This is a genomic window from Bradyrhizobium sp. Kon10, assembly GCF_055807395.1.
In genome coordinates this window covers 374,842-399,640 of sequence record NZ_JBVVOZ010000002.1, presented here as the reverse complement: position 1 = coordinate 399,640, position 24,799 = coordinate 374,842, and the positions used below count along the sequence as shown (strand labels likewise).

Here is a 24,799-nt window from a genome sequence, read left to right as displayed (position 1 = left end):
TTACGATTTCACGCGGAAGCCGCAGGCTTGGCCTGGGGAAAACAGGCGGTGAAAGTGGCGCCCTGTTTGGGCACGCTTTCGATCAAAAGCCGGCCGCGATGGCGGTTAAGAATATGTTTCACCAGCGATAATCCGAGCCCCGTCCCGCCCTGGGAGCGGCTGTCGCCGACGTCGACCCGGTAGAAGCGCTCGGTCAGCCGCGGCAGATGCTCGGGCGCGATGCCGGGGCCGAAATCGCGCACCATGACCCGGATTTCCTGAGTTCCATCAGTCGCCGGTGCCGCGGTCAGCGACACGATGATGCGGCCGCCGGAGGCGCCGTATTTGAGGGCGTTCTCGATCAGATTCTCGAACAGGCGCAGAAGCTCCTCGCGGTCACCGGCGATCATCACCGGCGCCTGCGGCAAATGGGTCTCGACATCGACCTGGCGCTCGCGCGCGAGCGGTTCGAGCCCGTCGGCGACCTGCAGGATGATCGGCAGCAGGTCGACCAGGGTGTCGGGCCGCACATGGGCCGACAGTTCCACCCGCGACAGCGACAGGAGGTCGTCGATCAGGCGCGCCATGCGGGTGGCCTGGTTGTGCATGATGCCGAGGAAGCGCTCGCGCGCCTTGGGATCGTCCTTGGCCTGACCCTGGAGCGTATCGATGAAGCCGGAGAGCGCGGCGAGCGGCGTGCGCAGTTCATGACTGGCATTGGCGACAAAGTCGGCGCGCATCTCCTCGACCCGGCGCAGCGGCGTCTGGTCGTGGAAGGTCATCAGCATGCATTTGTCGGCACCGCCGAAATTGGTCGGCACCGGCACCGGCGTGATAGTCAGCTCCATCCAGCGGTCGACCGGCACATGGTCGAGATAGGTCGTGCGCCGCGGCTCGCTGGTCGCGATCGACTCGCGCAGTGCCGTGATGATCTCCGGCGAGCGCAGCGCGAACTGGGCGAGTTCGTTCCGGCGCAGCGCCGGCGCAAGCTGGGCGGCGGCGGCATTGAGATGGATGACGCGGCCGGCGCGGTCGAGCAGCACCGCCGGATCCGGCATGCCGGCAACGACTGCGGCCACCGCCGCGCTCTCGACCGGATTGACGCGGCGGGTGTCCTCGCGCGAGGCAGCGGTATCATGCAGCCGCCAGGGAATGAGCGCCGCGGCCGCGATGCAGAGGAACACCGTCGCCGCCCGCATCACCGACAATTCGCCGAGCGAGACCACCACCGACAGCGCCAGCGCCGCGGCGATCAGGATGATGGTCGAGTGCCGCAGCCGGTCGGACCAGGGCTGGGCGGAGGGAGAAGATGGGGCGTCGATCGCCATCGGGGCGGGCTTCTCCTGGAGACTTGCGCCGGTCAGGCGCCGCTGTCGCGGCGCTCTCTCACATAGGCGGCTTTCGGCGCCGGACCTGGATCGAGCTTGAGCGCCGCCTGTTGCAGGCGTTTCGATCGAGCGCCGATGATAACTTCGCGAAACGTCAGCAAGATTACAGATATGACGAAGGGGGAAAGATAATAGAGGACCCGAAACAGCAGCATGCCGCCCAGCAGCTCCTCGCGGTCCATCTGCCAAAGCCCGACCAGCATGGCGGCGTCGAACACGCCGAGCCCGCCGGGCGAATGGCTGGCGAAGCCGAGCAGCGTCGCCGAGACGAAGATCACCGCGACCACGACGAAGCCGAGATTGGGCTCGTCGGGGACCAGCACGTACATGGCCAGCGCGCAGAAGCCGAGATCGATGATGCCGATGGCGATCTGCAGCAGCGTCAGGGGGCCGCCCGGCAGCACCACGGTCCAGGGGCCGCGTCCGACCACCCGCGGCTGGGTCCAGACCCAGACCACATAAGCGACCAGCCCCACGATGATCATCATCGCGAACGTCCGGTTCAGCCAGGGCGGAAGCTGATCGATCGCAGCCGCCGCCTCCGGATGATAGGAGATGCCGAGGCCCAGCACCGCGGCGTTCCCGAGCCAAAAGGTCAGGCCGGCGAGGAAGCAGATCTTGGCAACGTCGATCGCGTTCAGGCCGTGGGCCGAATAGATCCGGTAGCGCACCGCGCCGCCGGTGAAGACGCTGGCGCCGACATTGTGTCCGATCGAATAGCTGGTGAAGGCGGCAAGCGCATTGATGCGATAGCGCACGTGGGTATGGCCGATCGCGCGCGTGGCGAACATGTCGTAGAAGGTCAGGGTAAAATAGCCCGCCGCCACGAACAGCGCCGCCATCGCGATCTGGCGCGGCTCGGTGCTCTTGATCGCTTCGATCACCTCGTTGGTGTCGATGCCGCGCAGCATGTGGTAGAGCACATAGCAAGCGATGCCGATGACCGCGACGCTGATCGCAACTCCAAGCTTATGCAGGATTTGCTTCTGGCGCAGAAACGACATCGCTCTGCGTATGGCTACCAGCATCTAGACCTCGAACAACGCTTCAGCGGCCAGGGCGGCCGGCGGACAGGCGGACGACGCACAGGCACTCAACGAACCCTCGCCGCCGGCTCTGGCCTCGCGCATGCCCCTCGCCCCTCCACTAGCGCGTTTTCGGGCGGAGTGGAATTCGCCAATATGTACAAAAACACGTGCCTTCAATATTTTAGGCAGGTTTGCGGGCTTAGGGTGCACGGTTTGGCGCTTTCGGCGGCAAGGCTGACGCGAATCTCCATGGCGATCCTGCGCAGGGGCCATGAAATTTTGATGATTTCGGCCGCGCAATGTTCCGTCACGTTTTAAACTGACGTCAATCTATGGACCGCACCCGCCTGTTGAAAGAGGGGGCGATCCGACCGTTGGTCACTGACTTTCCGATCCGCCGAAATGTGAAGATGGGCTGGTGCTCCAAAACGGGGCCGGACAGCCGCCCGACAGCCCGCCCGCCGGTCCTCGGACTCAGGCCGGTGGCATGCTCCGCGAGACCACCCGGTCGCGCAGCAACGCACCGATCGTGCAGCCGACGAGATAGCAGGCGAACATCGTCAGCCCGAGGTCAAGCCAGTAGCCGAAGCGGCCCGGGACGACATGCGCGAAGGAGGCCGCGACCAGGCCGGCGGCGAGCACGGCCAGCCAGCGCGCGGTCACCTTCGAGGTGCCGTTGCCGCGCTGGACCACCGAAATCCAGCCCATTGCAAGGCCCAGCAGCAGCGAGCCGATCAACCAGCCCAAATGAAACGAGACCAGATACGGCATCCTCACCTCACCAGAAATTCAATGCGGCGGTTTTGCGCCTTGCCGTCGTCGGTCTCGTTGCCGGCAACGGGCTGGGTGCTGCCATAACCGACCGCGGTGAAGCGGTTGGCGGGCAGGCCGGCCTTGACGAGATAATCGATCACCGCCTGCGCGCGCTTTTCGGAGAGCGCCCGGTTGAAGCCATCTTCGCCATCGGAATCGGTGTGGCCGGCGACCTCGATATCGGTGGTGGGGCAACGCTGCGCCGTCTCGATCAGATGGTCGAGAATGCCGGTGGAATCGGGGTCGATGTCGGCGCGCTTGGGCTCGAAGCGGATCCTGCCCTTGGCCAGGAGCTCCGAGAACAATTGCTGGCAGACGCTGCCGTCGACCGGGCCTGCTGCGGGCTTCACCGTGATCTCGGGCTTGTACTGCCAGGCCTTGGGAAAGTCCTTGCCCAGGCCTGCGCGGATGTCGTTCGCGGCGCCTTCATACAGCGCGTCGCCCGACAGCTTCACCTCGCGGTCGGACACGACGAGCGTGCCGGTCGACAGCCGCGACAGCGCGCCAAGCGCCGCGACCACGGCGCTGTTGAAGGCACCGGGTGCACCGACGCTGGCCTTGAGATTGTCGACGACCTTCTCGTTGAAGAACTTTCGCGACGCGGCCGCCGCGATGGTGGCGTGGGCGTTGTTATCGGGCACGTAGCCGGTCAGCGTCAGCGTCGCTGCAACCGGGTCCTTGTAGGCCTGGAAGATGTAAGGCGGCGCCTTGATCTCATTGGCGGCGACCGAAAAACCTTCGGGCAGGTTTTTGAGCGCGGCCGCGATCGCCTCGCGCCCACCGATATCGCGCGCCATGCCGGACAGATTGACCTTGGTATCGGAGATCGTGATCTTGCCGTCCTTCAGCTTGCCGATCTGGTCGAGCAGGAGCATCGCGGCGGCCTCGAACCGCGGCGGCGCGCCGCGTGCCAGCCCCATCTGGTCAGCGACCTCGGCGCCACCGACATCCTTGCGCGCCGCCTCCGTCAGCCTGCCCTTCATCGACGGCAGCGGCGCGGAGCCGGACAGCGTCACCCGCACGACGTCGCGCTCGGCGTTCCAGACGAAAGGCTTGGCCTCGGCGACCAACCCGGTCGCGTCGTCGACGAGACGCACGCCGGGAACATTTTCGACCGCCGTGACCGCGTCCCGCCGCCCCTCCTCCGAGAAGGCGTCCGCGGCCAGTCTGACGTCCCGGCCGTCAACCGCGATCCGGGTCTTGTCCAGAACGGTGTCCTTGAGCGCGGCGGCGCTGCGTGCCGAGAGGTCCGCCTCGACCGGCAAGGTGTTGTTCCAGGCCGCAATTCCCCACATGAGGGCCAGCGGGATCAACCCCAGCCACCATTTGCTGGCCCACCTGAAAAGCTTTTGCATGCGACGACCCGAACTCTGGAACCGGAGACAAAACAAACCCTTGGCGGGCTGTCAAACCGGAAATGCCCCCCTCCGGGCGTCTTGCGCCGACAATTGGAATAACTTTTTCTTCAAGGGTGTCACCCTAAGTTGAGGGCGGAATGCCAGGGGGCGGCCATGCGGCCATGAAACAACTGCGTAACAACGTCATCCGCGCCGGCCTGGGGGCACTTTATTTCAGCGGGGCACACCATCTGTTGCGCCCGCTACTGTCGGGCGTCGGTGCCATTTTCATGCTCCACCGCGTGCGGCCGGCCCGTGAGGACGCGTTCCAGCCGAACCGGCACCTCGAAGTCGCTCCCGACTTCCTGCGCGCGACGCTGCGTCATCTGCGCTCGCGCGAGATCGACATCGTGGACATGGACGAGTTGCACGAACGGCTGGTGCAGGGCCGGTTCGACCGCCGCTTCGCCGCCTTCACCCTCGACGACGGCTATCGCGACAATCGCGACCATGCCCTGCCGGTACTGCGCGAATTTGATGCGCCCGCGACCGTCTATGTCGCCAGCGATTTCGCGGAGGGCACGGGACGGCTGTGGTGGGCCGCGCTGGAAGCCGTGATCGCCAGGACCGAGCAGATCGAGATCCAGATCGGCAATTCCGCGCTGCGGCTCGATGCAACCACGCCAGGTGCAAAGCAGGCGGCATTCGACCGCCTGCACGATTGGCTGCGCGCGCTGCCGGGCGAGCACGATCTCAAGCGCGAGATCGAGGCGCTTTGCGTCAAATACGGTGTCGACATGGCTGCGCTGTGCCGCGGCCTCTGCTTGTCGTGGGACGAGGTGAAACGGTTTGCCGCCGATCCGCTGGTGACGATCGGCGCCCATACCATCAGCCATTGCAATCTTGCCAGGCAGAGCGAGCAGGCTGCCGCAGAGGAGATGGCCGTGAGCCGCGCGCGGATCGAGCACGCGCTCGAGCGCCCCGTGCTGCACTTCGCCTATCCTTATGGCGACCGCGACTCCGCCGGGATCCGCGAATTCGCGCTGGCCGCATCGGCCGGCTTCAAGACTGCTGTGACGACACGGCCCGGCATGCTGTTCGCCGAGAATGCCGGCCACATGACCGCGCTGCCGCGCGTCTCGCTCAACGGCAACTACCAGGACACGCGGATACTGCCCGTGCTGACTTCGGGTGCCGCGACGGCAATGTGGAACGGCTTTCGGCGGTTTGCTGCGGCTTAACCGTCGTCCCGGCGAAGGCCGGGACCCATACCGCGTGATCCCTCGATTGCTTTTAATGCTAATCTCGAACGACCAGCCTTCGCCAAAGTTCTCCCTGGGGTTATGGGTCCCGGCCTTCGCCGGGACGACACCGAGTTGGTTGGACGGCTATCGCGTCTCGTGGTCGCGCCTTCCTTGACTCCCCTTCCCGCCCGCATCAAAACGTCCCCAACCAAGGGAGGCATCATGTTCAACGCTCTGTTCTCGCTCAAAGGCCGCGTCGCGCTCGTGACCGGCGGGTCGCGCGGCATCGGCAAGATGATCGCGGCGGGGTTTCTCAGTGCCGGCGCAGCGAAGGTCTACATCACCGCGCGGAAGGCCGGGCCGTGCGAGGCGACGGCGAAAGAGCTGTCAGCTCAATATGACGGGGAGTGCATCGCGCTGCCGATCGACATCTCGACGGTGGAAGGCTGCGACAGGCTCGCCTCCGAGATCATCAAGCTGGAGCCGAAGCTCGACATCCTCGTCAACAATGCGGGCGCTGCCTGGGGTGCGGAGTTCGACGAATTCCCGGAGAGCGGCTGGGACAAGGTGATGGACCTCAATGTCAAGTCGCTGTTCTTCCTGACCAAGGCGCTGGCGAAGCCGCTGCGCGCCGCGGCTTCGCGCGAGCGCCCCGCCAAGGTCATCAACATCGCCTCGGTCGACGGCATCTTCGTCAATCCGGGCGAGACCTATTCCTACGCCGCCAGCAAAGCCGCCGTGATCCATCTGACGCGACGGATGGCGACCAAACTGATCAAGGACAATATCAACGTCACCGCGATCGCGCCGGGCGCATTCAAATCCGACATGAACCGGGCCGCGCGCGACCATTCGGACGAAGTCGCAAAGCGCATTCCGGCGCGGCGCATCGGAACCGATGAGGACATGGCGGGGTTGGCGATCTATCTCGCCTCGCGTGCGGGCGACTACGTGGTCGGCAACACCATCGCGGTGGACGGCGGCGTGGTGTACGCGAACGCGGGGCTGGAGATCGCGGGGTAGAGGCGGCGCTCTCGCCGCACATTCAGCTGTCGTCCCGGCGAAGGCCGGGACCCATACCGCGTGATCTCGCGATGGCGGCTGGTAGGAGTACCGAACGACGAGTCTTCGCCAAACAACTCCCTGTGGTTATGGGTCCCGGCCTTCGCCGGGACGACAGATGAGTGTGACTCGCTGCCGTTGCGTCTCGCTAGCAGCCCCGCTACGACTCGATCTTCACGTACTCGAAATCGCCCGGCTTGTTGTCGATGCCGACTTTCGGCGGCGAGATCCAGGAGGCGAACTGGCCGGTCTCGGTGACGGGCTGCATCAGCGAGGTGATGAAGTCGCCGTCCGCGATCGAGGGCAGCCAATCGTCCTTGCGTTTCGCCCAGGTCGCATCGTCGATCAAAAGTCCATCCGGCGTGGCATGGATGTCCTTGAACTCGCCGATGTGACGGTGGAAGGCGACGTTGGGCAGCTTGAGCTGGAAGTCGTATCCCGCGGTCGAGATCACCTTGTTCCAGCGCAGCATGCCCTTGACGCAATCCTGGCTGTAATCGTCGCGCAGGCGCATGTTGAGCGCGGTCAGCGCCGGCTCATCCACCAGCTTGATCTCGCCGTCGATGAACTTGAGCACCGGATAGGTGGCGTTCTTGAGCTGGTGATCATCGTCGATCTGGGTTTCATGATAGCGGCCCTTGATACCGGTGTTGAAGGCGTTGGCCGCGTTGGTCGAGACTTCCGAGCCGAAGAGATCAAGTGACAGCGTATAGTGCAGGTTCAGCTTCTTCTGGATCGTCGGCAGATCGATCACACCGAGCGCGCGGACTTTCGCAATGTCGGTCGGATCGGAGATACCCGCTTCCTTCATCGCATCGCAGGTGCGCTGCACGACGCGGGTGATGCCGGTCTCGCCGACGAACATGTGGTGCGCTTCCTCAGTCAGCATGAAGCGACAGGTGCGCGACAGCGGGTCGAAGCCCGACTGCGCCAGCGAGTGCAGCTGCATCTTACCGTCACGGTCGGTGAAATAGGTGAACATGAAGAAGGACAGCCAGTCCGGCGTCGCCTCGTTGAAAGCGCCGAGCATCCGCGGCGAATCCGCGTCACCGGAACGGCGGCGCAACAAATCGTCGGCCTCCTCGCGGCCGTCGCGGCCGAAATATTTCTGGAGCAGGTAGACCATCGCCCAGAGATGGCGGCCTTCCTCGACATTGACCTGGAACAGGTTGCGCATGTCATAGAGCGAAGGCGCGGTCTTGCCGAGATGGCGCTGCTGCTCGACCGAGGCGGGCTCGGTGTCGCCCTGGATCACGATCAGGCGGCGCAGCATGGCGCGATACTCGCCTGGGACTTCCTGCCAGGCCGGCTCGCCAAAGTGCTCGCCGAACGGCACCACGCGGTTCTCTTCCTGCGGCGCAAGCAGAATGCCCCAGCGATAGTCGGGCATGCGCACGTAGTCGAACTTGGCCCAGCCGCGCGGATCGACCGAGTAGGCCGTGCGCAGATACACCAGCGATTCCTGAAAACCCTCCGGCCCCATGTCGCTCCACCAATCCATGTAGCCGGGATGCCAGCCTTCCAGCGCCTTCAAGACCTGGCGGTCTTCGGCGAGATTGACGTTGTTCGGAATCTTGGTCGAGTAGTCGACGTTCATGATGTTCATGGCCGTACTCCTTGCGATCTCTTCCGTCATGCCCGGCCTTGTACCGGGCATCCACGTTCTTGCTTTCTGAGCCAAGGACGTGGATGGCCGGGACATCTGTACGAAGACGCGCTTCGCGCTTTTGCCCGGCCATGACGCAGTGAATGTCGTTACACTCTCGTCATATCGAATTTCGGCTTCTGGCCGCTGCCGTAACGGCGCAGCGCGCCTTCTTCGCCGACCGCATTGGGGCGCTGGAAGATCCAGTTCTGCCAGGCGGTCAGGCGCGAGAAGATCTTCGATTCCATCGTCTCGGGGCCGACGAAGCGCAGGCTCGCTTCCATGCCGGTGAGGCTGTCCGGCGAGAAGCTGGCGCGCTCCTCCAGGAAAACGCGGACCTCGTCGTCCCAGTCGATGTCGTCGAGTGCGAAGGTGACGAGCCCGAGTTCTTCGGCGGCCTCGGCATCGAGAGTCGTGCCGATAGTGTCTTCCGCACGGTTCACATCGGATGGATCGGCCTGGAAGCGCGATTGCAGGCGCGTCAAGCCGTGGCTCATCGGATACGGGCCAAAGTTCATCGCGGAGAGCTCGATCGACGGCGGCGGGCGGTTGTCGCCCTGACGGGTGCCGATCAGCATATAGGAGCGGTCGGCGGCGAACACGAGCTCGGCGAGCGTACCGGCAAAGCACGAGCCGGGCTCGACCAGTGTGACCAGCGTACGCGAGGTGACGTCGATGCGCTTGAGCACGCGCTTCCAGTAATGGCGGATCTCGTTGACCAGCCAGTGGGTCTTATTGGTTTCGAGGAAGGCGTCGCAGGCGAGCACGTGGGCGCGGTCGCCGTGGCTCTTGAACAGCAGCATCGCGATCTCGAGCTCGTTGATGCGCAGGTGCAGGATGGCATCATCGAGCTCGCGTGCCACTTGCAACGGCCAGAACGCGGCGCCCTGCGCCATCATGCCGTCGATGTCGGCAGGCGGCGCGGTCTCCGGCGCCTTGATCGAGATGGTGGCGATGCGGGCAGCGCGGTCGATGTCGACCGTGACGAAGCCATAGCGCAGGCTGGTCGCGTCGATCACGCGCTTGAGCGGCGTCAGCGCAACGCCTTTGCCGCTGCCATTGCGCTTCGAGGCCGCCGCAAACTCGCGGGCGCGCTCGGTGATCTTGGCCTCCAGTTTCGAATTCGGCGCGATCTCGTCGACGAGACGCCATTGCACGGCGCGCTTGCCCTTCACGCCTTCCTCGATCGTGCAGAAGAAGTCCGCGTGGTCGCGGCGCACCTTGCGCTTGTCGACGACGCGGGTCAGTCCGCCGGTGCCCGGCAGCACCGCAAGCAACGGCACCTCGGGGAGCGCAACCGCCGACGCGCCATCGTCGGCGAGCATGATGTGGTCGGTGGCAAGCGCGAGCTCATAACCGCCGCCAGCGGCCGAGCCGTTCACAACCGTGATGAAGCGCTGGCCGGAATTCTCCGAGGAGTCTTCCATGCCATTGCGGGTCTCGTTGGTGAACTTGCAGAAATTGACCTTGTGGGCGTGGGTCGAGCCGGCGAGCATGCGGATATTGGCGCCGGCGCAGAACACACGGTTCTTGGCCGAGCGCATCACTACGACCTTCACCTCGGGGTGCTCGAAGCGCAGGCGCTGGACCGCGTCCGCGAGTTCGATGTCGACGCCGAGATCGTAGGAATTGAGCTTGAGCAGATAGCCCTCGAACAGGCCGCCATTCTCGTCGACGTCCATGGTCAGGGTCGCAACGTCACCCTCGACCGCGAGCTTCCAGTGCCGGTACCGCGACGGGTCGGTCTGGAAATCGATGAATGTCGCGCCGCCTGCGAGGCGCCGATCTTCCCCGGCCATGGGCCACCCTTGAGCTTGATTTTGATCTTCGGTTTAAACCGTTAGATGCACAATAGTGCATATTCGTGAGCGCGTCTACCCCGTTATCGAGACGTACATGCATTTTGTTTCATGTCTTGTTGTTTCATGTCTTGTTGTTTCATGTCTTGGCGCAGGGCCGCTGCTGCAAATTGCTCAATCGCGTCAAGCGTCTGCCCCGGAGCTTCGCGATGCGGAGAATGCGCAGCGCCTGAAAGGACTTTCAAATCGACCGGGCAATAGCATTCTTGCTGCGCGATCTCGGCCTGACGCAGCGTCCCGTACTGGTCGTCCACGCCTTGTAGGACCAGCACGGGAACGCGGATGTAGGCGAGATATTCCGAGATGTCCCAGGCGCGGAATGCCGGATCGAGCCAGGCGCCGTTCCAGCCATAGAAGGCGTTGTCGACATCCTTGTGCCAGCGCGCGAGTTTTGGCCTGAGGTCCGTGGTCTCATAGGCGGTCTTGATCGCCGCGATCGACAGCACCGAGATGTCCTCGACGATGAAATGCGGCGCCATCAGCACGAGGCCCCGGAGCCGGTGATCCTGATGCGCGCCCGCATAGATCGCCGCGATCGATGCGCCGTCGGAATGGCCGAGCAACAGGCCGCGCTTGAAGCCGATTGCGTCAAGGACCTTCGGCAGCACGTCGAGCGCCTCGCGCTCCATATAGTCGAGCGGCCGCGGCAGTATCACCGGGCTCGACTGGCCATAGCCCGCACGCGAGTAGGCGAAGATGCCGGCGCCGGTCGCCTCCCGAAGTTTTTCCGGGAATTCGCCCCACAGCCCGACCGAGCCGAGCCCTTCATGCAGCATGACGATGCTCGGCGCGTCCGCAGAATGCGGCGCCAGCCATTTGTATTCGAGACTGGTGTTGCCGATACTAAGGAAGCCGGTGGGGGTGAGGTCGGTCATGCTGAGTTTCCAATTCACTCCGTCATTCCGGACAACTCGCAAAGCGAGTTGATCCGGAATCTCGATATTGTCTTTGCGGCTCGAGATTCCGGGTTCGATGCTTCGCATCGCCCCGGAATGACGAGCTGACTAATTCGCCCCGTCGCGCAATTTGAACCGCTGGATCTTTCCCGTCGCCGTCTTCGGCAACGACTCCACCACGTCGATCCAGCGCGGATATTTCCAGGGGCCGATCTTCTGCTTGACGTGCTCCTTCAGCATCTCCTGCAACTCCGTCGTCTTTGCGCCGGGGCGCAGCACGACGAAGGCCTTGGGCTTGAACAGGCCCTCCCGATCGGCCTCCGGCACGACGGCGGCCTCCAGCACGGCCGGGTGCGTGATCAACGCGCTTTCGACCTCGAACGGGGAGACCCAGATGCCGGAGACCTTGAACATGTCGTCGGCGCGGCCGCAGAAGGTGTAGCGGCCCTCAGTGTCCCGGATGTATTTGTCACCGGTGCGGGTCCACGGTCCTTCAAAGGTGCGGCGGCTCTTGTGACGCTGATTCCAGTAACCCTCGCCGGCGGAGGGCGCGTCGACCAGCAGTTCGCCGACTTCGCCGTCAGCCACGTCCTGGCCCGCTTCATTGACGAGCCGGACCGCATAGCCCGGCACTGGCTTGCCGGACGAACCATATTTGATGTCGCCGGGCGCGTTCGACAGGAAGATATGCAACAGCTCGGTCGAGCCGACACCATCGAGGATGTCGACGCCGAAGCGGGCCTTCCAGCTGTTGCCGACGGATTCCGGCAGCGCCTCGCCGGCGGAGGTGCAGATGCGCAGCGATTTGCCGCCACGCTCGTTCTTCATCGCCTCGTCGTTCAGCATCGCCGCGAACAGCGTCGGTACACCGTAGAAGATCGATGGATTATAGCGATTCATCAGGTCGAACATCCGCGCCGGCGTCGGCCGCTCGCTGTTCAAAATCGTGGTGGCGCCGACCGACATCGGGAAGGTCAGCGCATTGCCGAGGCCATAGGCGAAGAACAGCTTTGCCGCGGAGAGGCCGATATCGGTCTCGCGGATGCCCAGCACCTGCTTGGCGTAGGTGTCGGCCGTCGCCTGCAGGTTGGAATGCAGATGGCGCACGCCCTTGGGCATGCCGGTTGAGCCCGACGAGTACAGCCAGAACGCCGGCTCGTCCGGATGCGTCGCGGCCGTCGCGAATCGATCGCTTTCGCGCGCGAGTTCTTCAGCGAGCTGCTTGTGGCCGTTCATCTTGGCGCCGGACACCACGACATGCTCAAGATCCGGCATCCGGCCGACCACATCCTTGATGACGGGATAGAGCGCTTCGGACACGAACAGCACGCGCGCGCGGCAGTCCGCGAGGATGTAGGCGTATTGATCCGCGGTCAGCAGCGTGTTGAGCGGCACCGGCAAAATGCCGGCGCGGATCGCGCCCAGAAACACGATCGGGAAATCGATCGTATCCAGCATGATCATCGCCACGCGCTCTTCGCGGCGGGCGCCGAGACGGCGCAGCATGTTGGCGGCGCGGCAGGTCTGCTGTTGGAGCTCGCCATAGGTGAGCCGCGAGACGGTGTCGTCGAACACGACCTTGTCGCCGCGGCCCTCCTCGACGTTACGGTCGAGCAGCCAGGTCACCGCGTTGTAGGATCCCTCGCTCACGGTCGTCTCCCCCGAATTTAGAATTATAATTCATAGAAAGACACTGCATTGGCTTGCTGTCAATGCTATCACGCATTATGTTTCATTAAAATGCGCCGCAGGACATCCTTTAAAGAAGGCACCCGTTAAAGAAGGCCCATGACCGACAGTCCCGACGCCGAATCCCGCTTCCTCGAACAACTCGGCCAGCGCGTGCGCACGATGCGCGCACTGCGCGGCATGTCGCGAAAAGTGCTCGCGAAGGTTTCGGGCATATCGGAGCGCTATATTGCTCAGCTCGAAAGCGGCAAGGGCAATGTCTCCATCGTGCTGCTGCGCCGGGTGTCGGATGCGATGGGCGCACATCTGGAAGACCTCCTGCCCTCGGCCGATCCGACACCGGACTGGCAGATGTTTCGCGACCTGCTGCGAAAGGCGACGCCTGCCCAGATCGCGCAAGCCAAGGATCTGCTCGCCGGCGGCAGCGCATCGACGCCGCGCCGCGCGCCGTTCTGCGGCATCGCGCTGATCGGCCTGCGCGGCGCCGGCAAATCGACGCTCGGCAAGATCTTGGCGAAGAAGATCGGCTGGAGCTTCGTCGAGCTCAACAAGGAGGTCGAGCAGCAAAACGGTCTCTCGGTCGCCGAGATCATCGCGCTCTACGGCCAGGAAGGCTTTCGCCGCATGGAGCAGGCCGCGCTCCAGCAGCTTCTCGCCCGCAACGAGCTGATGGTGCTGGCGACCGGCGGCGGCATCGTCTCGGAGCCCTTGACGTTCGACCAGATTCTCTCGTCGTTCTACACGATCTGGCTGAAAGCCGAGCCGGAAGAGCACATGGCTCGCGTGCGCCGCCAGGGCGATCTGCGGCCGATGGCGGATGACCGCTCCGCGATGGCGGAACTGCGCAACATCCTGCTCAGCCGCGAGCCGCTATATGCGCGCGCGACGGCGGTGGTGGATACGGCAGGGCTGTCGGTGGACGCCGCCGCCGCACGGCTGATCGACGCGGTGCGCCCGGTGCTGCAAAACGAAGCCCGCAGCTTCGGGCTGCGCAGCGTGGCGCTGTAGATATATGACCGACAGCGATGTCACGACTTCGATGTTCGAGCGGATCGGCGGCAGCGCCGCCATCGACCTTCTGGTCGATCGTTTCTACGACCGCATGGACACGCTGCCGGAAGCGAACATCATCCGCGCGATGCATGCGGACGACCTCGGCCTGATCCGGGACGTGCTCAAGCGCTATCTCACCGAATGGACCGGCGGCCCAAAACTGTACTCAGTCGAGAAGGGCCATCCGCGACTGCGTCAGCGCCACATCGGCTTTGCCATCGGCGACGCCGAGCGCGACGCCTGGCTGCTCTGCATGCGCGGGGCGCTGGAGGAGACGGTTCTCGATGCGGCAGCGCGACAAGACCTCGATCGCGCCCTGTCGGGCCTCGCCGACTGGATGCGCAACCGCTAGCCACGCTCACAATAGCTGCGAGCGCACCCATTCCGCGCCATCGCGCAGCAAGGGCAAAAACCGCTCGATCAACTCCTGCGCCGGCACGCGATCGACGTGGGCGCCCATGTTGATGGCGGCGACGATGACATTGTCATAGCGGCGCACGGGGACGGAGATCGAGCGAAAATGCGGCTCGGCTTCGCGGTCGACCAGCGCATAGCCTTGCACGCGGTCGGCGACAATGCGCGCGAGCAATGCCTTGGGCTCGGTCACCGTCTGCGGCGTCAGCGCCTCGCGCTTCATTCTCTTCAGGCGTTCGAGAAGTTCGATATCATCGAGTTGCCCGAGCATGGCGCGGCCGACCGAGGTGCAGAAGGCCGGCAACCGATAGCCGATCTCGAGTCCGCTCGAAAACACCCGCGCCGGGCCACCACGGGCGATGAACACAACGTCATCGCCATCGAGCACTGCGAGCGAGGAGATTTCGTTCGCCGCGGTCGCGACACGATCCAGCACCGGTTGCAGCACCGTGACAAGCTGGTTGGACCGCAGATACGACGCCGCGAGCGTCAGCACATGGGGCGTCAGCGAGAACAGTTTTCCATCGCCGCTGACAAAACCGCCGTACTGGAGCGTCAACAGCATGCGCCGCGCGGTTGCGCGCGGAAGACCGGCGGCGCGGGCCAGATCGCTGAGCGTCATCGGGCCCGCATTGGTGCCGAAGCACTGCAGCAGGCGTAGCCCGCGATCGAGACTCTCGACGAAATCCGCCGCGCGTTCGTCGCTCTCGCTCCGCTTCAGCTTGGGCATGTCGGGACATTCCTGCAAAATAGTGCTTGCTGCCGGATCAAGGCATGTCATAATTCGCCCATTCGTTCAATAGGCGAACAAACGTCACTCCACGAGGATGCACTCGCCATGATGAGCCAGGAGCAGAACGACCTAATCACCCGCACCGGGACGAAGGAGCCCTGCGGCAGACTGATGCGCAGCTATTGGCAGCCGGCGGCGCTGCTCGATGAGCTGGAGGGCGCGCGGCCGATCCGTCCCGTCAAGCTGCTCGGCGAGAACCTGGTCCTGTTCCGCGACGAGAGCGGACGCTACGGCCTGATCGACCGCCACTGCGCGCATCGCGGCGCCGACCTCGCCTTCGGACGGCTCGAGCATGGCGGCCTGCGCTGCGCCTTCCACGGCTGGCTGTTCGACGCGACCGGCCAGTGCATCGAGACCCCGGCCGAGCCGAACGACTCGAAGCTCTGCCAGAACGTCCAGCAGCGCTCATATCCGGTGGTGGAGAAGAGCGGCATCCTGTGGGCTTATCTCGGCGAGGGCGATCCGCCGGCCTTTCCAGAACTCGACTGCTTCATCGCACCCGGCACGCACACCTTCGCCTTCAAGGGCCACATGGCCTGCAACTGGCTGCAGGCGCTCGAGGTCGGCATCGATCCCGCGCATGCGTCCTATCTGCATCGTTTCTTCGAGGACGAGGACACCTCCACCGCCTACGGCAGGCAGTTCCGCGGCGCGTCCGCAGGTAGCGACCTGCCGATGACGAAGATCCTGCGTGAATTCGACCGCCCGATCATCAATGTCGAGCACACCGAATACGGACTGCGGCTGATTGCGCTGCGCGAGATCGACGAGGAGCGTACCCATGTACGCGTCACCAACCAGCTGTTCCCGCACGGCTTCGTCATTCCCATGAGCACGGAGATGACGATCACGCAGTGGCACGTCCCGATCGATGACGGGAACTGTTACTGGTACGCGATCTTCACCAGCTACGCGAACCCGGTCGACAAGCAGAAAATGCGCGAGCAGCGGCTCGAGCTCTACGAGCTGCCCGACTACAAATCGCGCAAGAACAGCGGCAACGATTACGGTTTCGATCCGCACGAGCAGCAGACCGCGACCTACACCGGCATGGGCAGCGACATCAACGTGCACGACCAGTGGGCGGTGGAGTCGATGGGCGCGATCCAGGACCGCACCAAGGAGCATCTCGGCACGAGCGACAAGGCGATCGTGCAATATCGCCGCCTGCTGCGGCAGGAAATCGAGAAGGTCGTGGGTGGCGAGAAGCCGATGCTGTTTCTCGACGCGGCCAACGCGCGCAGCATCCAGGGTCCGGCCACCATGGACGGCATCGGGCCGACGCGGGGCTGGGAAACCTACTGGATGGAAGTCGACGTCAAGCGCCGCCGCGGCGCCCCCTGGACCGCACCGGTGCCGAAGGAGATCGCGGAGAATGTGCATCGGCTGACGGCGGCCGAGTGACGATCGTGCTCGGCTCCCGTAGGGTGGGCAAAGGCGCAAAGCGCCGTGCCCACCATGCTTCCACGAAGGCGATAGACGTGGTGGGCACGCTTCGCTTTGCCCACCCTACGGCAGTTGGGGAGTGAAAAAGTGACTTTCGTCGCGCGACATGCGCTGTGGTCGGACGAGCAGAGGGACGCGGCAACTCGGATGCGTCGTATCGTCGAGGAGAAGAAACTCGAGGTCATCCGCCTCGCCTTCCCCGACCAGCACGGCATCTTGCGTGGCAAGACCATCATCGCCGCCGAGGCGCTCGCTTCGCTCGAGAGCGGCTGCTCCATCACCACGACGATGCTTGCGAAGGACACCTCGCACCGCACGGTATTTCCGGTGTTCACCGCCGGCGGCGGGTTCGGCATGAAAGAGATGGAAGGCGCGGCCGACGTGCTGATGGTCGCCGATCCCACAACTTTTCGCGTGCTGCCATGGGCGCCGGCAACCGGCTGGATGCTGTGCGATCTCTACTTCGCGAACGGCCGTCCCGTGCCGTTCGCGACGCGTGGGATTTATCGCAAGACGCTCGATGAGCTCGCGAGCCGCGGCTACGATTTCGTCGCAGGTCTCGAGGTCGAATTCCACATCTTCAAGCTCGACGATCCGCATATGCGGCCCGAGGACGCCGGCCAGCCCGGGACGCCCCCGTCGGTGAGCCTGCTCAGCCACGGCTATCAATATCTCACCGAGCAGCGCTTCGATCAGATGGAGCCGGCGTTGGAAATCCTGCGCCGCGACATCGTCGCGCTGGGGCTGCCCTTGCGCTCGGTCGAGGTCGAGTTCGGACCGAGCCAGTGCGAATTCACCTTCGCGCCGAAAAAGGGGCTGGAGCCCGCCGACAACATGGTGCTGTTCCGCAGTGCCGTGAAGCAGATCGCGCGCCGCCACGGCTATCACGCCACCTTCATGTGCCGTCCGAAACTGCCGAACACGTTGGCGAGCGGCTGGCACCTGCATCAATCGATCGTCTCGCGCACGAGCGGCGAGAACCAGTTCATGGCGAAAGAGGGTGGCGAGCCGCTCAGCGCCTTCGGCCATGGCTATCTCGCCGGCCTGCTCGACCACGCCCGCGCCTCGACCGTGTTCGCCACGCCGACCATCAACGGCTACAAGCGCTATCGCTCCTATTCGCTGGCGCCGGACCGCGCGATCTGGGGCCGCGACAATCGCGGCGTGATGATCCGCGTGCTCGGTGGCGCCGGCGACGCCGCCACGCGCCTCGAGAACCGCGTCGGCGAGCCGGCCGCCAATCCCTATCTCTACATGGCTTCGCAGATTCTAGCCGGCCTTGACGGAATCGACCGCAAGCTCGACCCCGGCCCCTCCGCCGATACGCCTTACGAGACTAAGGCACCGCTGCTGCCGAAGAGCCTGCGCGACGCGGTCAGCGCGCTGAAGGACGATCCGTTCTTCCGCGAAAAACTCGGCGCGGAGTTCGTGGACTATTACACCCACATCAAGAATGCGGAGATCGACCGCTTCCTGGCCGAGGTGACGGATTGGGAACATCGGGAGTATTTCGAGATGTTTTGAGCCGGGTGCGCCTCACCTCCTCGTGAGGCGACTTCGTCCGCTCTGTTCCGACGACATTTGACCGCTCCCGACGAAGCCATTTTCCCTGCTCCGCGAAAACCGGCGGAAAGACAGCGGATGTAGGGTGACCACCGTGATCAACAATGGAGTTCGGTCATGTTCGGTCAATTATTCAGCCTGATCTATCGCCTGTCCTGCCGCGCCACCCTCATTGACATCGGCACGCACCGTTTGGCGCGCTAACGGGCGGCTTAGGTAAGACGAGCTGACCAAATAACGGGGATTTTCCATGCGCAAGCTGATCCTGATCGCAATTGTGTCGCTGTTCGCAACGCAGGCGCATGCCGGCGGCCCGCGAAGCCTCAGCCTCGCGGCGACCAACGCAAGCCAGCAGGCGGCCGAACAACCGGCCTCACCGCCGGCGGCCGCACCGCAGGCAACACAGGTCCCGGCGACGACGCCAGCGGCAAATGTCCAGACTGCGACCACCACACCCGCTTCAGCTCCGCCGGCAACAACAGCTCCGGCCGCGGCGCCTGCTCAGTCGACCGCTGCGCCAATTGCCAGGACGACCGAAACAGCCAAGCCGAAACGCCGGCAGCCGTCCACCGAGGCGCGCGTGATCCGCGAACTGCACCGGCATGGGATTTATTGGTGAGAGCCCGGATGTCGTCCTGGCGAAGGCCAGGACCCATTACCCCAGGAAGGGGTTTGGCGAGGACCGTTCGGTACTGATACCGTCCACAATGGACAGACCTCGCGGTATGGGTCCTGGCCTTCGCCAGGACGACACCGAGTGAGCGGCACCAGCGTGGCGCTCCTCACCGTCTCAAATCCCCAGATACTTATGCTGCAAATCCGGCTCGGCCATCAGCTGGTCCGACGTGCCGCTCCACACTGTCTTGCCGCGCTCGATGATGGTGTGGCGATCGCAGATGCGGGCGAGATGGTCGACATTCTTGTCGACGACCAGGATCGACTGACCCCGGCTTTTGAGCATCGACAGGCAGTTCCAGATCTCTTCGCGGATCAGCGGCGCCAGGCCCTCGGTCGCTTCATCCAAGATCAGGAGTTTTGGGTTGGTCATCAGCGCGCGGCCGATCGCGAGCATCTGCTGCTCGCCGCCCGAGAGCTGGTTGCCCATGTTGGAGGCCCGCTCGGCAAGGCGCGGAAACAGCACGTAGATCGCGGCCAAGGTCCAGGGATTGGCACTGCCAAAGCGGTCGGCTGCGGCGGCGACGAGATTTTCGCGCACGGTGAGGTTCGGGAAAATCTGACGCCCTTCCGGCACGAGGCCGACGCCGAGCTGCGCGATCCTGTAGGACGGAAACTGCCGCACGTCGGTGCCCGCGAAGCGAATGCTACCCGCGCGCGCCGGCGTCAGGCCCATGATGGAGCGGATGGTGGTGGTCTTGCCCATGCCGTTGCGGCCCATCAGCGAGACCATCTCGCCGGCTTTGATCGAGAGCGACAGGCCGAACAGCACCTGGGACAGGCCGTAGCAGGTCTCGATGCCGTCGACCTCGAGCAGCGCGTCAGCCATGATGCGTCACCACATGCTGGTCGCCGAGATAGGCGCGCTTGACGTCCTCGTTGGCGCGGATCGAGGCGGGATCGCCCGACGCAATTAGGCGGCCATAGACCAGCACCGAGATGCGGTCGGCGAGCGCGAACACCGCGGGCATGTCGTGCTCGACCAGCACGATCGAGACCTCCTTGCGCAACTCCTGGAGCAGCTTCACCATGCGCTGCGACTCGGTGACGCCGAGACCGGCCATCGGCTCGTCGAGCAGCAGCAGCTTCGGCTTGCTCGCCAGCGCCACCGCAAGCTCCAGCTCGCGGCGCTCACCATGGCTCAGTCTCGCCACGACGACGTCGGCGCGATGCAGCAGCCCGACGCGGTCGAGCGCTTCATGCGCGGCGTCGCGCAGGCCCTTCTCCTTGCGCGCATTGGCGAAGAAGCGGAACGAGTGGCCTGCATGCGCCTGGGCCGCGAGCGCGACATTGTCGGCCGCGGTGAAGTCGGGCAGCAGCGACGTGATCTGGAACGAACGCGCCAAGCCCAGCGCGCAGCGGCGGTAGGCCGGCAAATAGGTGATGTCGCGACCGCCGAGCGAGACGCTGCCGGAATGCGGCTCGAGATGTCCGGTGAGCTGGCTGATCAGCGTGGTCTTGCCGGCGCCGTTCGGGCCGATGATGGCGTGCAGCTCTCCGGCCGCGACATCGAGCGAGACGTTGTCCGTCGCAAGGATGCCGCCGAAGCGGCGCACCAGCTTTTCGACGCGGAGCAGGGGTTCAGCCACGGTTGAGCCTCCCGAGCAGGCCCATGATGCCGCCGCGACCGAACAGCACGATCAGCAACAACAGCGGGCCCATGATCAGCGCCCAATATTCGGTGATCTGCGACAGGAACTCTTCCAGCAGCAGATAGACCACGGCGCCCATCACCGGGCCGAACAGCGTCCCCATGCCGCCGAGGATCACCATCACCATGAGGTCGCCCGAGCGGGTCCAGTACATTACGGCCGGGCTGATGAAATCGGTGTTGTTGGCGAGCAGCGCGCCGGCAAGGCCGCACATCATTCCAGAGATAACGAAGCAGACCAGCTGGTAGCGCTTGGCCGGAAAGCCGATCGCTTGCATGCGTTGCTCGTTTGAGCGCAGTCCCTGCACGACAAGACCGAAGCGCGAATTGACGATGCGCCAGATCAGGAAGATGACGCCGAACAGGCAAACGAGGCAAAGATAGTAGAACTGGGTGCGGTTCGACAGGTTGACCAGCCCGGAGAAATCGCTGCGCTTGTAGATGGTGAGGCCGTCATCGCCGCCGTATCGCGCCAGCCCCGAGGCGACGTAATAGGCCATCTGCGCGAAGGCGAGCGTGATCATGATGAAATAGACGCCGCGGGTGCGCAAACTCAGCGCGCCGATCACCAGCGCATAAAGCGCGGACGCCGCGAGCGCGACCGGGAACTGGATGAAGCCGCTTCCGACGCCTTCCTGCGCCAGCATGCCGACGGCGTAACCGCCGATGCCGAGATAGGCGGCATGGCCGAAGCTCATCATGCCGCCAAAACCCATAATGAGGTTGAGGCTCGCCGCCGCCAGCGCGAGGATGACGATGCGGGTGAACAGCGTCAGGATGAAGATGTTGCCCGATACTTGCGAATACAGCGGCAACAGCACGAGGCCCGCCAGCATCAGGGCCGTGACGGCCTTTCTCACGGTGAAAGCCTTCATCGACGGTTGGCCGGAAACAGCCCCTCCGGCCGCACCACCAGCACGATCGCCATCAACAGATAGATCAGCATCGACGACAGCGCGGGCGCGGCGGTGGAAGCCGCGGCGCCGCTCAGCACCTGCCGCAGCAAATTGGGTAGGAAGGCGCGGCCGAGCGTGTCGATCATGCCGACGAAGATCGCGGCCAGGAACGCGCCGCGGATCGAACCGATACCACCGATCACGATGATGACGAAGGCGAGGATCAGGATGTTCTCGCCCATGCCGATCTGCACGGTGAGGATCGGCGCCTGCATCAACCCGGCAAGGCCGGCGAGCGCGGCCCCCAAGCCGAACACCAGCGTGTACAGCAGCTTGATGTTGATGCCGAGCGCGCCGATCATCTCGCGGTTGGAGGCGCCGGCCCGGATCAGCATGCCGATGCGGGTGCGCATCACGCCGAGATAGAGCAGCAACGCCACCAGCAGCGCCACCACGATGATGGCGAGGCGATAAGCGGGATAGTGAATGCCGGGCAGGATCGGCACCGGCACCGTAAGCCAGACCGGCAGCGGCAGCGCGAGACCAGCCGGCCCCCAGATCAGCCGCACCGCTTCGTTGAAGAACAGGATCAGGCCGAAGGTCGCCAGCACGTGGTCGAGATGGTCTCGCCCGTAGAGATGCCGCAGCGCCGTCATTTCGAGCACGATGCCGAGCACCAGCGTCGCGCCGAGCGCCAGCAGCGCGCCGAGCAGGAAGCTGCCGGTCCAGGCCGCAAAGGTCGCGGCGAAATAAGCGCCCATCATGTAGAGCGAGCCATGCGCGAGGTTGACGAGATCCATGATCCCGAACACCAGCGTCAGGCCGGCGGCGAGCAGGAACAGCAGCAGACCGAACTGCAATCCGTTCAAGAACTGTTCGACGACGAGCAGCATCAAAACTCTTTCAGGCGCACGCGGACGCCCGCCGATGTTCGGACACAGTCGCCATCAGTGAAAGAGCTCCCCCGCCTCTTCAAGGCCAAAAAATGGGTAATGGCAGTATCGTTCCGAGGCAAGAGCGATTCGACTCCAGACATGCACTTTGTTGCATGCCGCTGCATGTGATCGCGTGTGCGCCGCAAGAATGTTGCCGCCCGGGTGGGTCAGCCTGTCACACCCGTAGGCGAGCGGAAGCGACGCCGTCCTTCGGACGGCTATGCCGGCCATGACGCTGTGGAAGCTTCATCGCCCCGAACTCTCACGTCATATGCGATAGCCCTCCCCGTCGCCGGGAGAGGGTGCGAACCAGTTCAGAATAATGGATGCCTCTAGTGCGACGTCAGCTGGTGGGGAAACTCATCCGGCTCGGCGAACTCGGTGTTTGCGGTCGAGGCCTCCAGCGCCGCCATCCGGAACAGATAGGCAAGGGTTGCCAATCCGCTGTCTTCCGCCATCTGCGCCAGCTCGAGCGCCATGTCCGACATATACCCGAGATTTTCGTCCTTGATCTGCGCCATGATCTGGCTGTCCCGCATCATGTTCGACATCTCAGGCGCTCTTTCGTTGCGCGGTGGCAAGACCGCAGAGGTTGGCACGGGCGACGGCGTCCAGATGCGGGCCGTCCTGACGCACGACCGACACCATGCCGACGCGATCGTGCAGCGCGTCGACTGTCTCGCTGCGGATGTCGATGGTCGCCGCCATGGTCCATGCGCCCTCCACCAGAGCCGGCAGGCCAAGCGGCGTCACGACGAAGCCGGCCTCGTGGAAGCGCGGCAACCACCAGGTCTCCATGATCGCACTGACCTGCGCGATTCCCTGGTCGAGGCAGAACTCCTGCACGGCCGCCATGAGCTGCAGGTTGAGCGCGCCATCGCGGCGATCACGGACCACGAAATAGCGCGACCATTCCCACACCAGCGGATCCGCGGGGCAGCCGCGCACGGCCGCCAGATGCGGGAACACCTCGCTCATCATCGAGGGCTTCGTCGTCGGATAGAGCCGGTGGCCGCCAACGACGCGGCGGCCCTCCAGCGCAAGCAGATAAACGGTGTCCTCGTTGTCGTAGGAGTCGATCTCGCGGCCGTCCGGCTTGCGCAACGTCTCCCAGTGGCGCTCCTCGACGAAGATGTCGTGACGCAACCGGAAATGCTGATCGAGCACGTCCTCGTAAAGGTGACGGTTGACCGCGGAAATTGCATGAATCATGAAAACCCCCATTCGTCCCTCAATGGGGGGAGCCTCTGCGAAAACAGACAGGCTCGGTATTGGGAAATTTCCCAGTACGTCGCTTAGGGATTGATGATCTTGTGGCGTATCGCCAGCGCGACCGCATGCGTACGGTTGACGGCGCCCAACTTGCGCGCGGCAGTTGCGAGATGCTCCTCTGCCGTGCGCTGCGTGATGTGGAGGATCTCGCCGATCTCCCAGGCCGACTTGCCTTGCGAGGCCCAGACGATCACCTCGCGCTCGCGAGGGGTCAGGCGCGCCATCTGCTGCGGTGCCCGATCGAGCAGACGGCGAATGTGATCGAAGCCATACATCGCCATCAGGTGCAGGGCCGGCTTGCTGCGGGCGTTGAGATCCAGATGGATGCCGCCGAGCGAGACGGCCGCCTCATATCCGGTAAGCCCGTGAATCGGGACGATGAAGCCGCGCGACATGCGGAAATCGGAGGCGCGATTCATCACCTCTGCCGCTCCCGGATCGAGCTCGGAATCATAGGGTGCTTCCGACCACTCAAACGGGTTGACCGATTGCCGGCACATCCGCACCACCGGGTCGACGCGGTCGTAATTCTTGTCGGTGTAGAGGCTGAACCATCCCGCCGGCCAACGCTTGGCGAGCACCATCTGCTCGAACCGCTGATCGGGATTCGGCAATCCCGTCACGATGATGGTTTCGAAGCCGAAGCGCCCGAAGGCCCCTTCGAGCGCATTCATTGCGTCCGGAACCATACGATAGGCCTGCAGCCCTTCGATGAAGTCCAGCGCTTCCCGGCCATAATCCACGGCGGACATCGGTGCGTTTCCTGACCCTCGCCGCTCCGTATAGCACGTCTTTGGGGGCTGCCTCAATTCGCGCGTCCGTAGTTTGCCGGTGTGTCGCCTGCGCCAGGGATTTAACTACTTGTGGAGGAAGTGACGTCAAGTTACACCTACGCGCCTGAAGCGGGAAAGCCACGATGGAAGACGAGAACATCGCCCTCAACAGCGTGCTCGGTCTGGAATTGAACCGCGTGTTTTTTGCCGTCCGCGATACGGCAAACAAGCAGAAGATCATCGAGTTCGCGCGCGAAGTGCTGCAAGGCGAGCGCGACGAGCGGCCGGGCAGCGCGTCGCCGGAAGGACCGGCGAGCTGAAGCTACTCACAGAAGCGAACGGTGCGAATGCATCACGCCGCTGCGACTTCCTTTGCATTCGAATTCCT

General features: G+C 64.1%; 24 protein-coding genes. 8 read left to right on the top strand and 16 right to left on the bottom strand.

The annotated features are described in order from the left end of the window. Positions 1-8 precede the first annotated feature (8 nt). The 4 genes from AC0L2O_RS04845 to AC0L2O_RS04830 all read right to left on the bottom strand — a co-directional run bounded on the left by AC0L2O_RS04845 (position 9) and on the right by AC0L2O_RS04830 (position 4,563). Entirely contained in the window at positions 9-1,307 is a 1,299-nt protein-coding gene (locus AC0L2O_RS04845) for an ATP-binding protein (protein WP_473368892.1), read from the bottom strand. Positions 1,308-1,339: 32 nt separating this feature from the next. Further along, complete coding sequence (locus tag AC0L2O_RS04840) at positions 1,340-2,395, bottom strand: putative bifunctional lysylphosphatidylglycerol flippase/synthetase (protein WP_369720536.1); 1,056 nt, start codon at positions 2,393-2,395, stop codon at positions 1,340-1,342. 474 nt (positions 2,396-2,869) lie between these two features. Further along, complete coding sequence (locus tag AC0L2O_RS04835) at positions 2,870-3,166, bottom strand: hypothetical protein (protein WP_369720535.1); 297 nt, start codon at positions 3,164-3,166, stop codon at positions 2,870-2,872. Between the two features lie 2 nt (positions 3,167-3,168). After that, positions 3,169-4,563, bottom strand: a complete 1,395-nt coding sequence (locus AC0L2O_RS04830) for an OmpA family protein (RefSeq protein ID WP_473368891.1) — start codon at positions 4,561-4,563, stop codon at positions 3,169-3,171. 164 nt (positions 4,564-4,727) lie between these two features. Here AC0L2O_RS04830 and AC0L2O_RS04825 point away from each other — a divergent pair, with 164 nt between their 5' ends. Together AC0L2O_RS04825 and AC0L2O_RS04820 are read left to right on the top strand one after the other, a co-directional pair. Further along, complete coding sequence (locus AC0L2O_RS04825; protein WP_473368890.1) at positions 4,728-5,786, top strand: polysaccharide deacetylase family protein; 1,059 nt, start codon at positions 4,728-4,730, stop codon at positions 5,784-5,786. A 225-nt stretch (positions 5,787-6,011) separates the two neighbouring features. After that, a complete protein-coding gene (locus tag AC0L2O_RS04820) occupies positions 6,012-6,812 on the top strand; it encodes an SDR family oxidoreductase (protein WP_473368889.1) in 801 nt (266 codons plus the stop codon). 199 nt (positions 6,813-7,011) lie between these two features. Here AC0L2O_RS04820 and boxB read toward each other — a convergent pair whose 3' ends face one another. The 4 genes from boxB to AC0L2O_RS04800 all read right to left on the bottom strand — a co-directional run bounded on the left by boxB (position 7,012) and on the right by AC0L2O_RS04800 (position 12,901). Then, entirely contained in the window at positions 7,012-8,448 is a 1,437-nt protein-coding gene (gene boxB, locus AC0L2O_RS04815) for a benzoyl-CoA 2,3-epoxidase subunit BoxB (protein ID WP_473368964.1), read from the bottom strand. Between the two features lie 158 nt (positions 8,449-8,606). Continuing rightward, positions 8,607-10,295 (bottom strand): 2,3-epoxybenzoyl-CoA dihydrolase, encoded by a 1,689-nt coding sequence (gene boxC / locus AC0L2O_RS04810; RefSeq protein WP_473368888.1) that lies wholly within the window; start codon positions 10,293-10,295, stop codon positions 8,607-8,609. Between the two features lie 83 nt (positions 10,296-10,378). Further along, positions 10,379-11,230 (bottom strand): alpha/beta fold hydrolase, encoded by an 852-nt coding sequence (locus AC0L2O_RS04805; RefSeq protein ID WP_473368887.1) that lies wholly within the window; start codon positions 11,228-11,230, stop codon positions 10,379-10,381. 129 nt (positions 11,231-11,359) lie between these two features. Beyond that, positions 11,360-12,901 carry a benzoate-CoA ligase family protein gene (locus AC0L2O_RS04800; RefSeq protein ID WP_473368886.1) on the bottom strand — a complete coding sequence of 514 codons (1,542 nt, stop codon included), beginning with the start codon at positions 12,899-12,901 and terminating at the stop codon, positions 11,360-11,362. A gap of 138 nt (positions 12,902-13,039) precedes the next feature. On the opposite strand from AC0L2O_RS04800, the gene AC0L2O_RS04795 reads away from it, so the two are divergent. Further along, positions 13,040-13,948, top strand: coding sequence for a helix-turn-helix transcriptional regulator (locus AC0L2O_RS04795; protein ID WP_473368885.1), 909 nt, complete (start codon positions 13,040-13,042; stop codon positions 13,946-13,948). Positions 13,949-13,952: 4 nt separating this feature from the next. Next, a complete protein-coding gene (locus AC0L2O_RS04790) occupies positions 13,953-14,345 on the top strand; it encodes a group II truncated hemoglobin (protein WP_473368884.1) in 393 nt (130 codons plus the stop codon). A 6-nt stretch (positions 14,346-14,351) separates the two neighbouring features. On the opposite strand, the gene AC0L2O_RS04785 is transcribed toward AC0L2O_RS04790, so the two are convergent. Further along, positions 14,352-15,137, bottom strand: a complete 786-nt coding sequence (locus AC0L2O_RS04785) for an IclR family transcriptional regulator domain-containing protein (protein ID WP_473368883.1) — start codon at positions 15,135-15,137, stop codon at positions 14,352-14,354. A gap of 108 nt (positions 15,138-15,245) precedes the next feature. Here AC0L2O_RS04785 and AC0L2O_RS04780 point away from each other — a divergent pair, with 108 nt between their 5' ends. The 3 genes from AC0L2O_RS04780 to AC0L2O_RS04770 all read left to right on the top strand — a co-directional run bounded on the left by AC0L2O_RS04780 (position 15,246) and on the right by AC0L2O_RS04770 (position 18,828). Continuing rightward, on the top strand, positions 15,246-16,604 hold the full coding sequence (locus tag AC0L2O_RS04780) for an aromatic ring-hydroxylating dioxygenase subunit alpha (protein WP_473368882.1): 1,359 nt from the start codon (positions 15,246-15,248) through the stop codon (positions 16,602-16,604). Between the two features lie 129 nt (positions 16,605-16,733). Then, a complete protein-coding gene (locus AC0L2O_RS04775; RefSeq protein ID WP_473368881.1) occupies positions 16,734-18,170 on the top strand; it encodes a glutamine synthetase family protein in 1,437 nt (478 codons plus the stop codon). A gap of 289 nt (positions 18,171-18,459) precedes the next feature. After that, on the top strand, positions 18,460-18,828 hold the full coding sequence (locus AC0L2O_RS04770) for a hypothetical protein (RefSeq protein ID WP_473368880.1): 369 nt from the start codon (positions 18,460-18,462) through the stop codon (positions 18,826-18,828). Between the two features lie 171 nt (positions 18,829-18,999). Here the strand turns inward: AC0L2O_RS04770 and AC0L2O_RS04765 are convergent, their stop codons facing one another. The 7 genes from AC0L2O_RS04765 to AC0L2O_RS04735 form a co-directional block, all read right to left on the bottom strand. Continuing rightward, positions 19,000-19,713: an ABC transporter ATP-binding protein gene (locus AC0L2O_RS04765; RefSeq protein WP_369720523.1), complete on the bottom strand. Its 714-nt coding sequence runs from the start codon at positions 19,711-19,713 to the stop codon at positions 19,000-19,002. Beyond that, positions 19,706-20,473 (bottom strand): ABC transporter ATP-binding protein, encoded by a 768-nt coding sequence (locus AC0L2O_RS04760; protein WP_409191507.1) that lies wholly within the window; start codon positions 20,471-20,473, stop codon positions 19,706-19,708. The genes AC0L2O_RS04765 and AC0L2O_RS04760 overlap by 8 nt, the downstream gene beginning before the upstream one ends. Next, entirely contained in the window at positions 20,466-21,410 is a 945-nt protein-coding gene (locus AC0L2O_RS04755; protein WP_473368879.1) for a branched-chain amino acid ABC transporter permease, read from the bottom strand. The genes AC0L2O_RS04760 and AC0L2O_RS04755 overlap by 8 nt, the downstream gene beginning before the upstream one ends. Continuing rightward, positions 21,407-22,324 carry a branched-chain amino acid ABC transporter permease gene (locus AC0L2O_RS04750; RefSeq protein ID WP_473368878.1) on the bottom strand — a complete coding sequence of 306 codons (918 nt, stop codon included), beginning with the start codon at positions 22,322-22,324 and terminating at the stop codon, positions 21,407-21,409. Before AC0L2O_RS04750 ends, AC0L2O_RS04755 begins: the two co-directional genes overlap by 4 nt. Positions 22,325-22,698: 374 nt before the next feature. Further along, on the bottom strand, positions 22,699-22,917 hold the full coding sequence (locus AC0L2O_RS04745) for a hypothetical protein (protein ID WP_369720520.1): 219 nt from the start codon (positions 22,915-22,917) through the stop codon (positions 22,699-22,701). Position 22,918: 1 nt separating this feature from the next. Beyond that, a complete protein-coding gene (locus tag AC0L2O_RS04740; protein ID WP_473368877.1) occupies positions 22,919-23,578 on the bottom strand; it encodes an acyl-homoserine-lactone synthase in 660 nt (219 codons plus the stop codon). Between the two features lie 83 nt (positions 23,579-23,661). After that, positions 23,662-24,390: a helix-turn-helix transcriptional regulator gene (locus AC0L2O_RS04735; protein WP_369720518.1), complete on the bottom strand. Its 729-nt coding sequence runs from the start codon at positions 24,388-24,390 to the stop codon at positions 23,662-23,664. A 164-nt stretch (positions 24,391-24,554) separates the two neighbouring features. Here AC0L2O_RS04735 and AC0L2O_RS04730 point away from each other — a divergent pair, with 164 nt between their 5' ends. Beyond that, positions 24,555-24,731, top strand: coding sequence for a hypothetical protein (locus AC0L2O_RS04730; protein WP_369720517.1), 177 nt, complete (start codon positions 24,555-24,557; stop codon positions 24,729-24,731). Positions 24,732-24,799 lie beyond the last annotated feature (68 nt).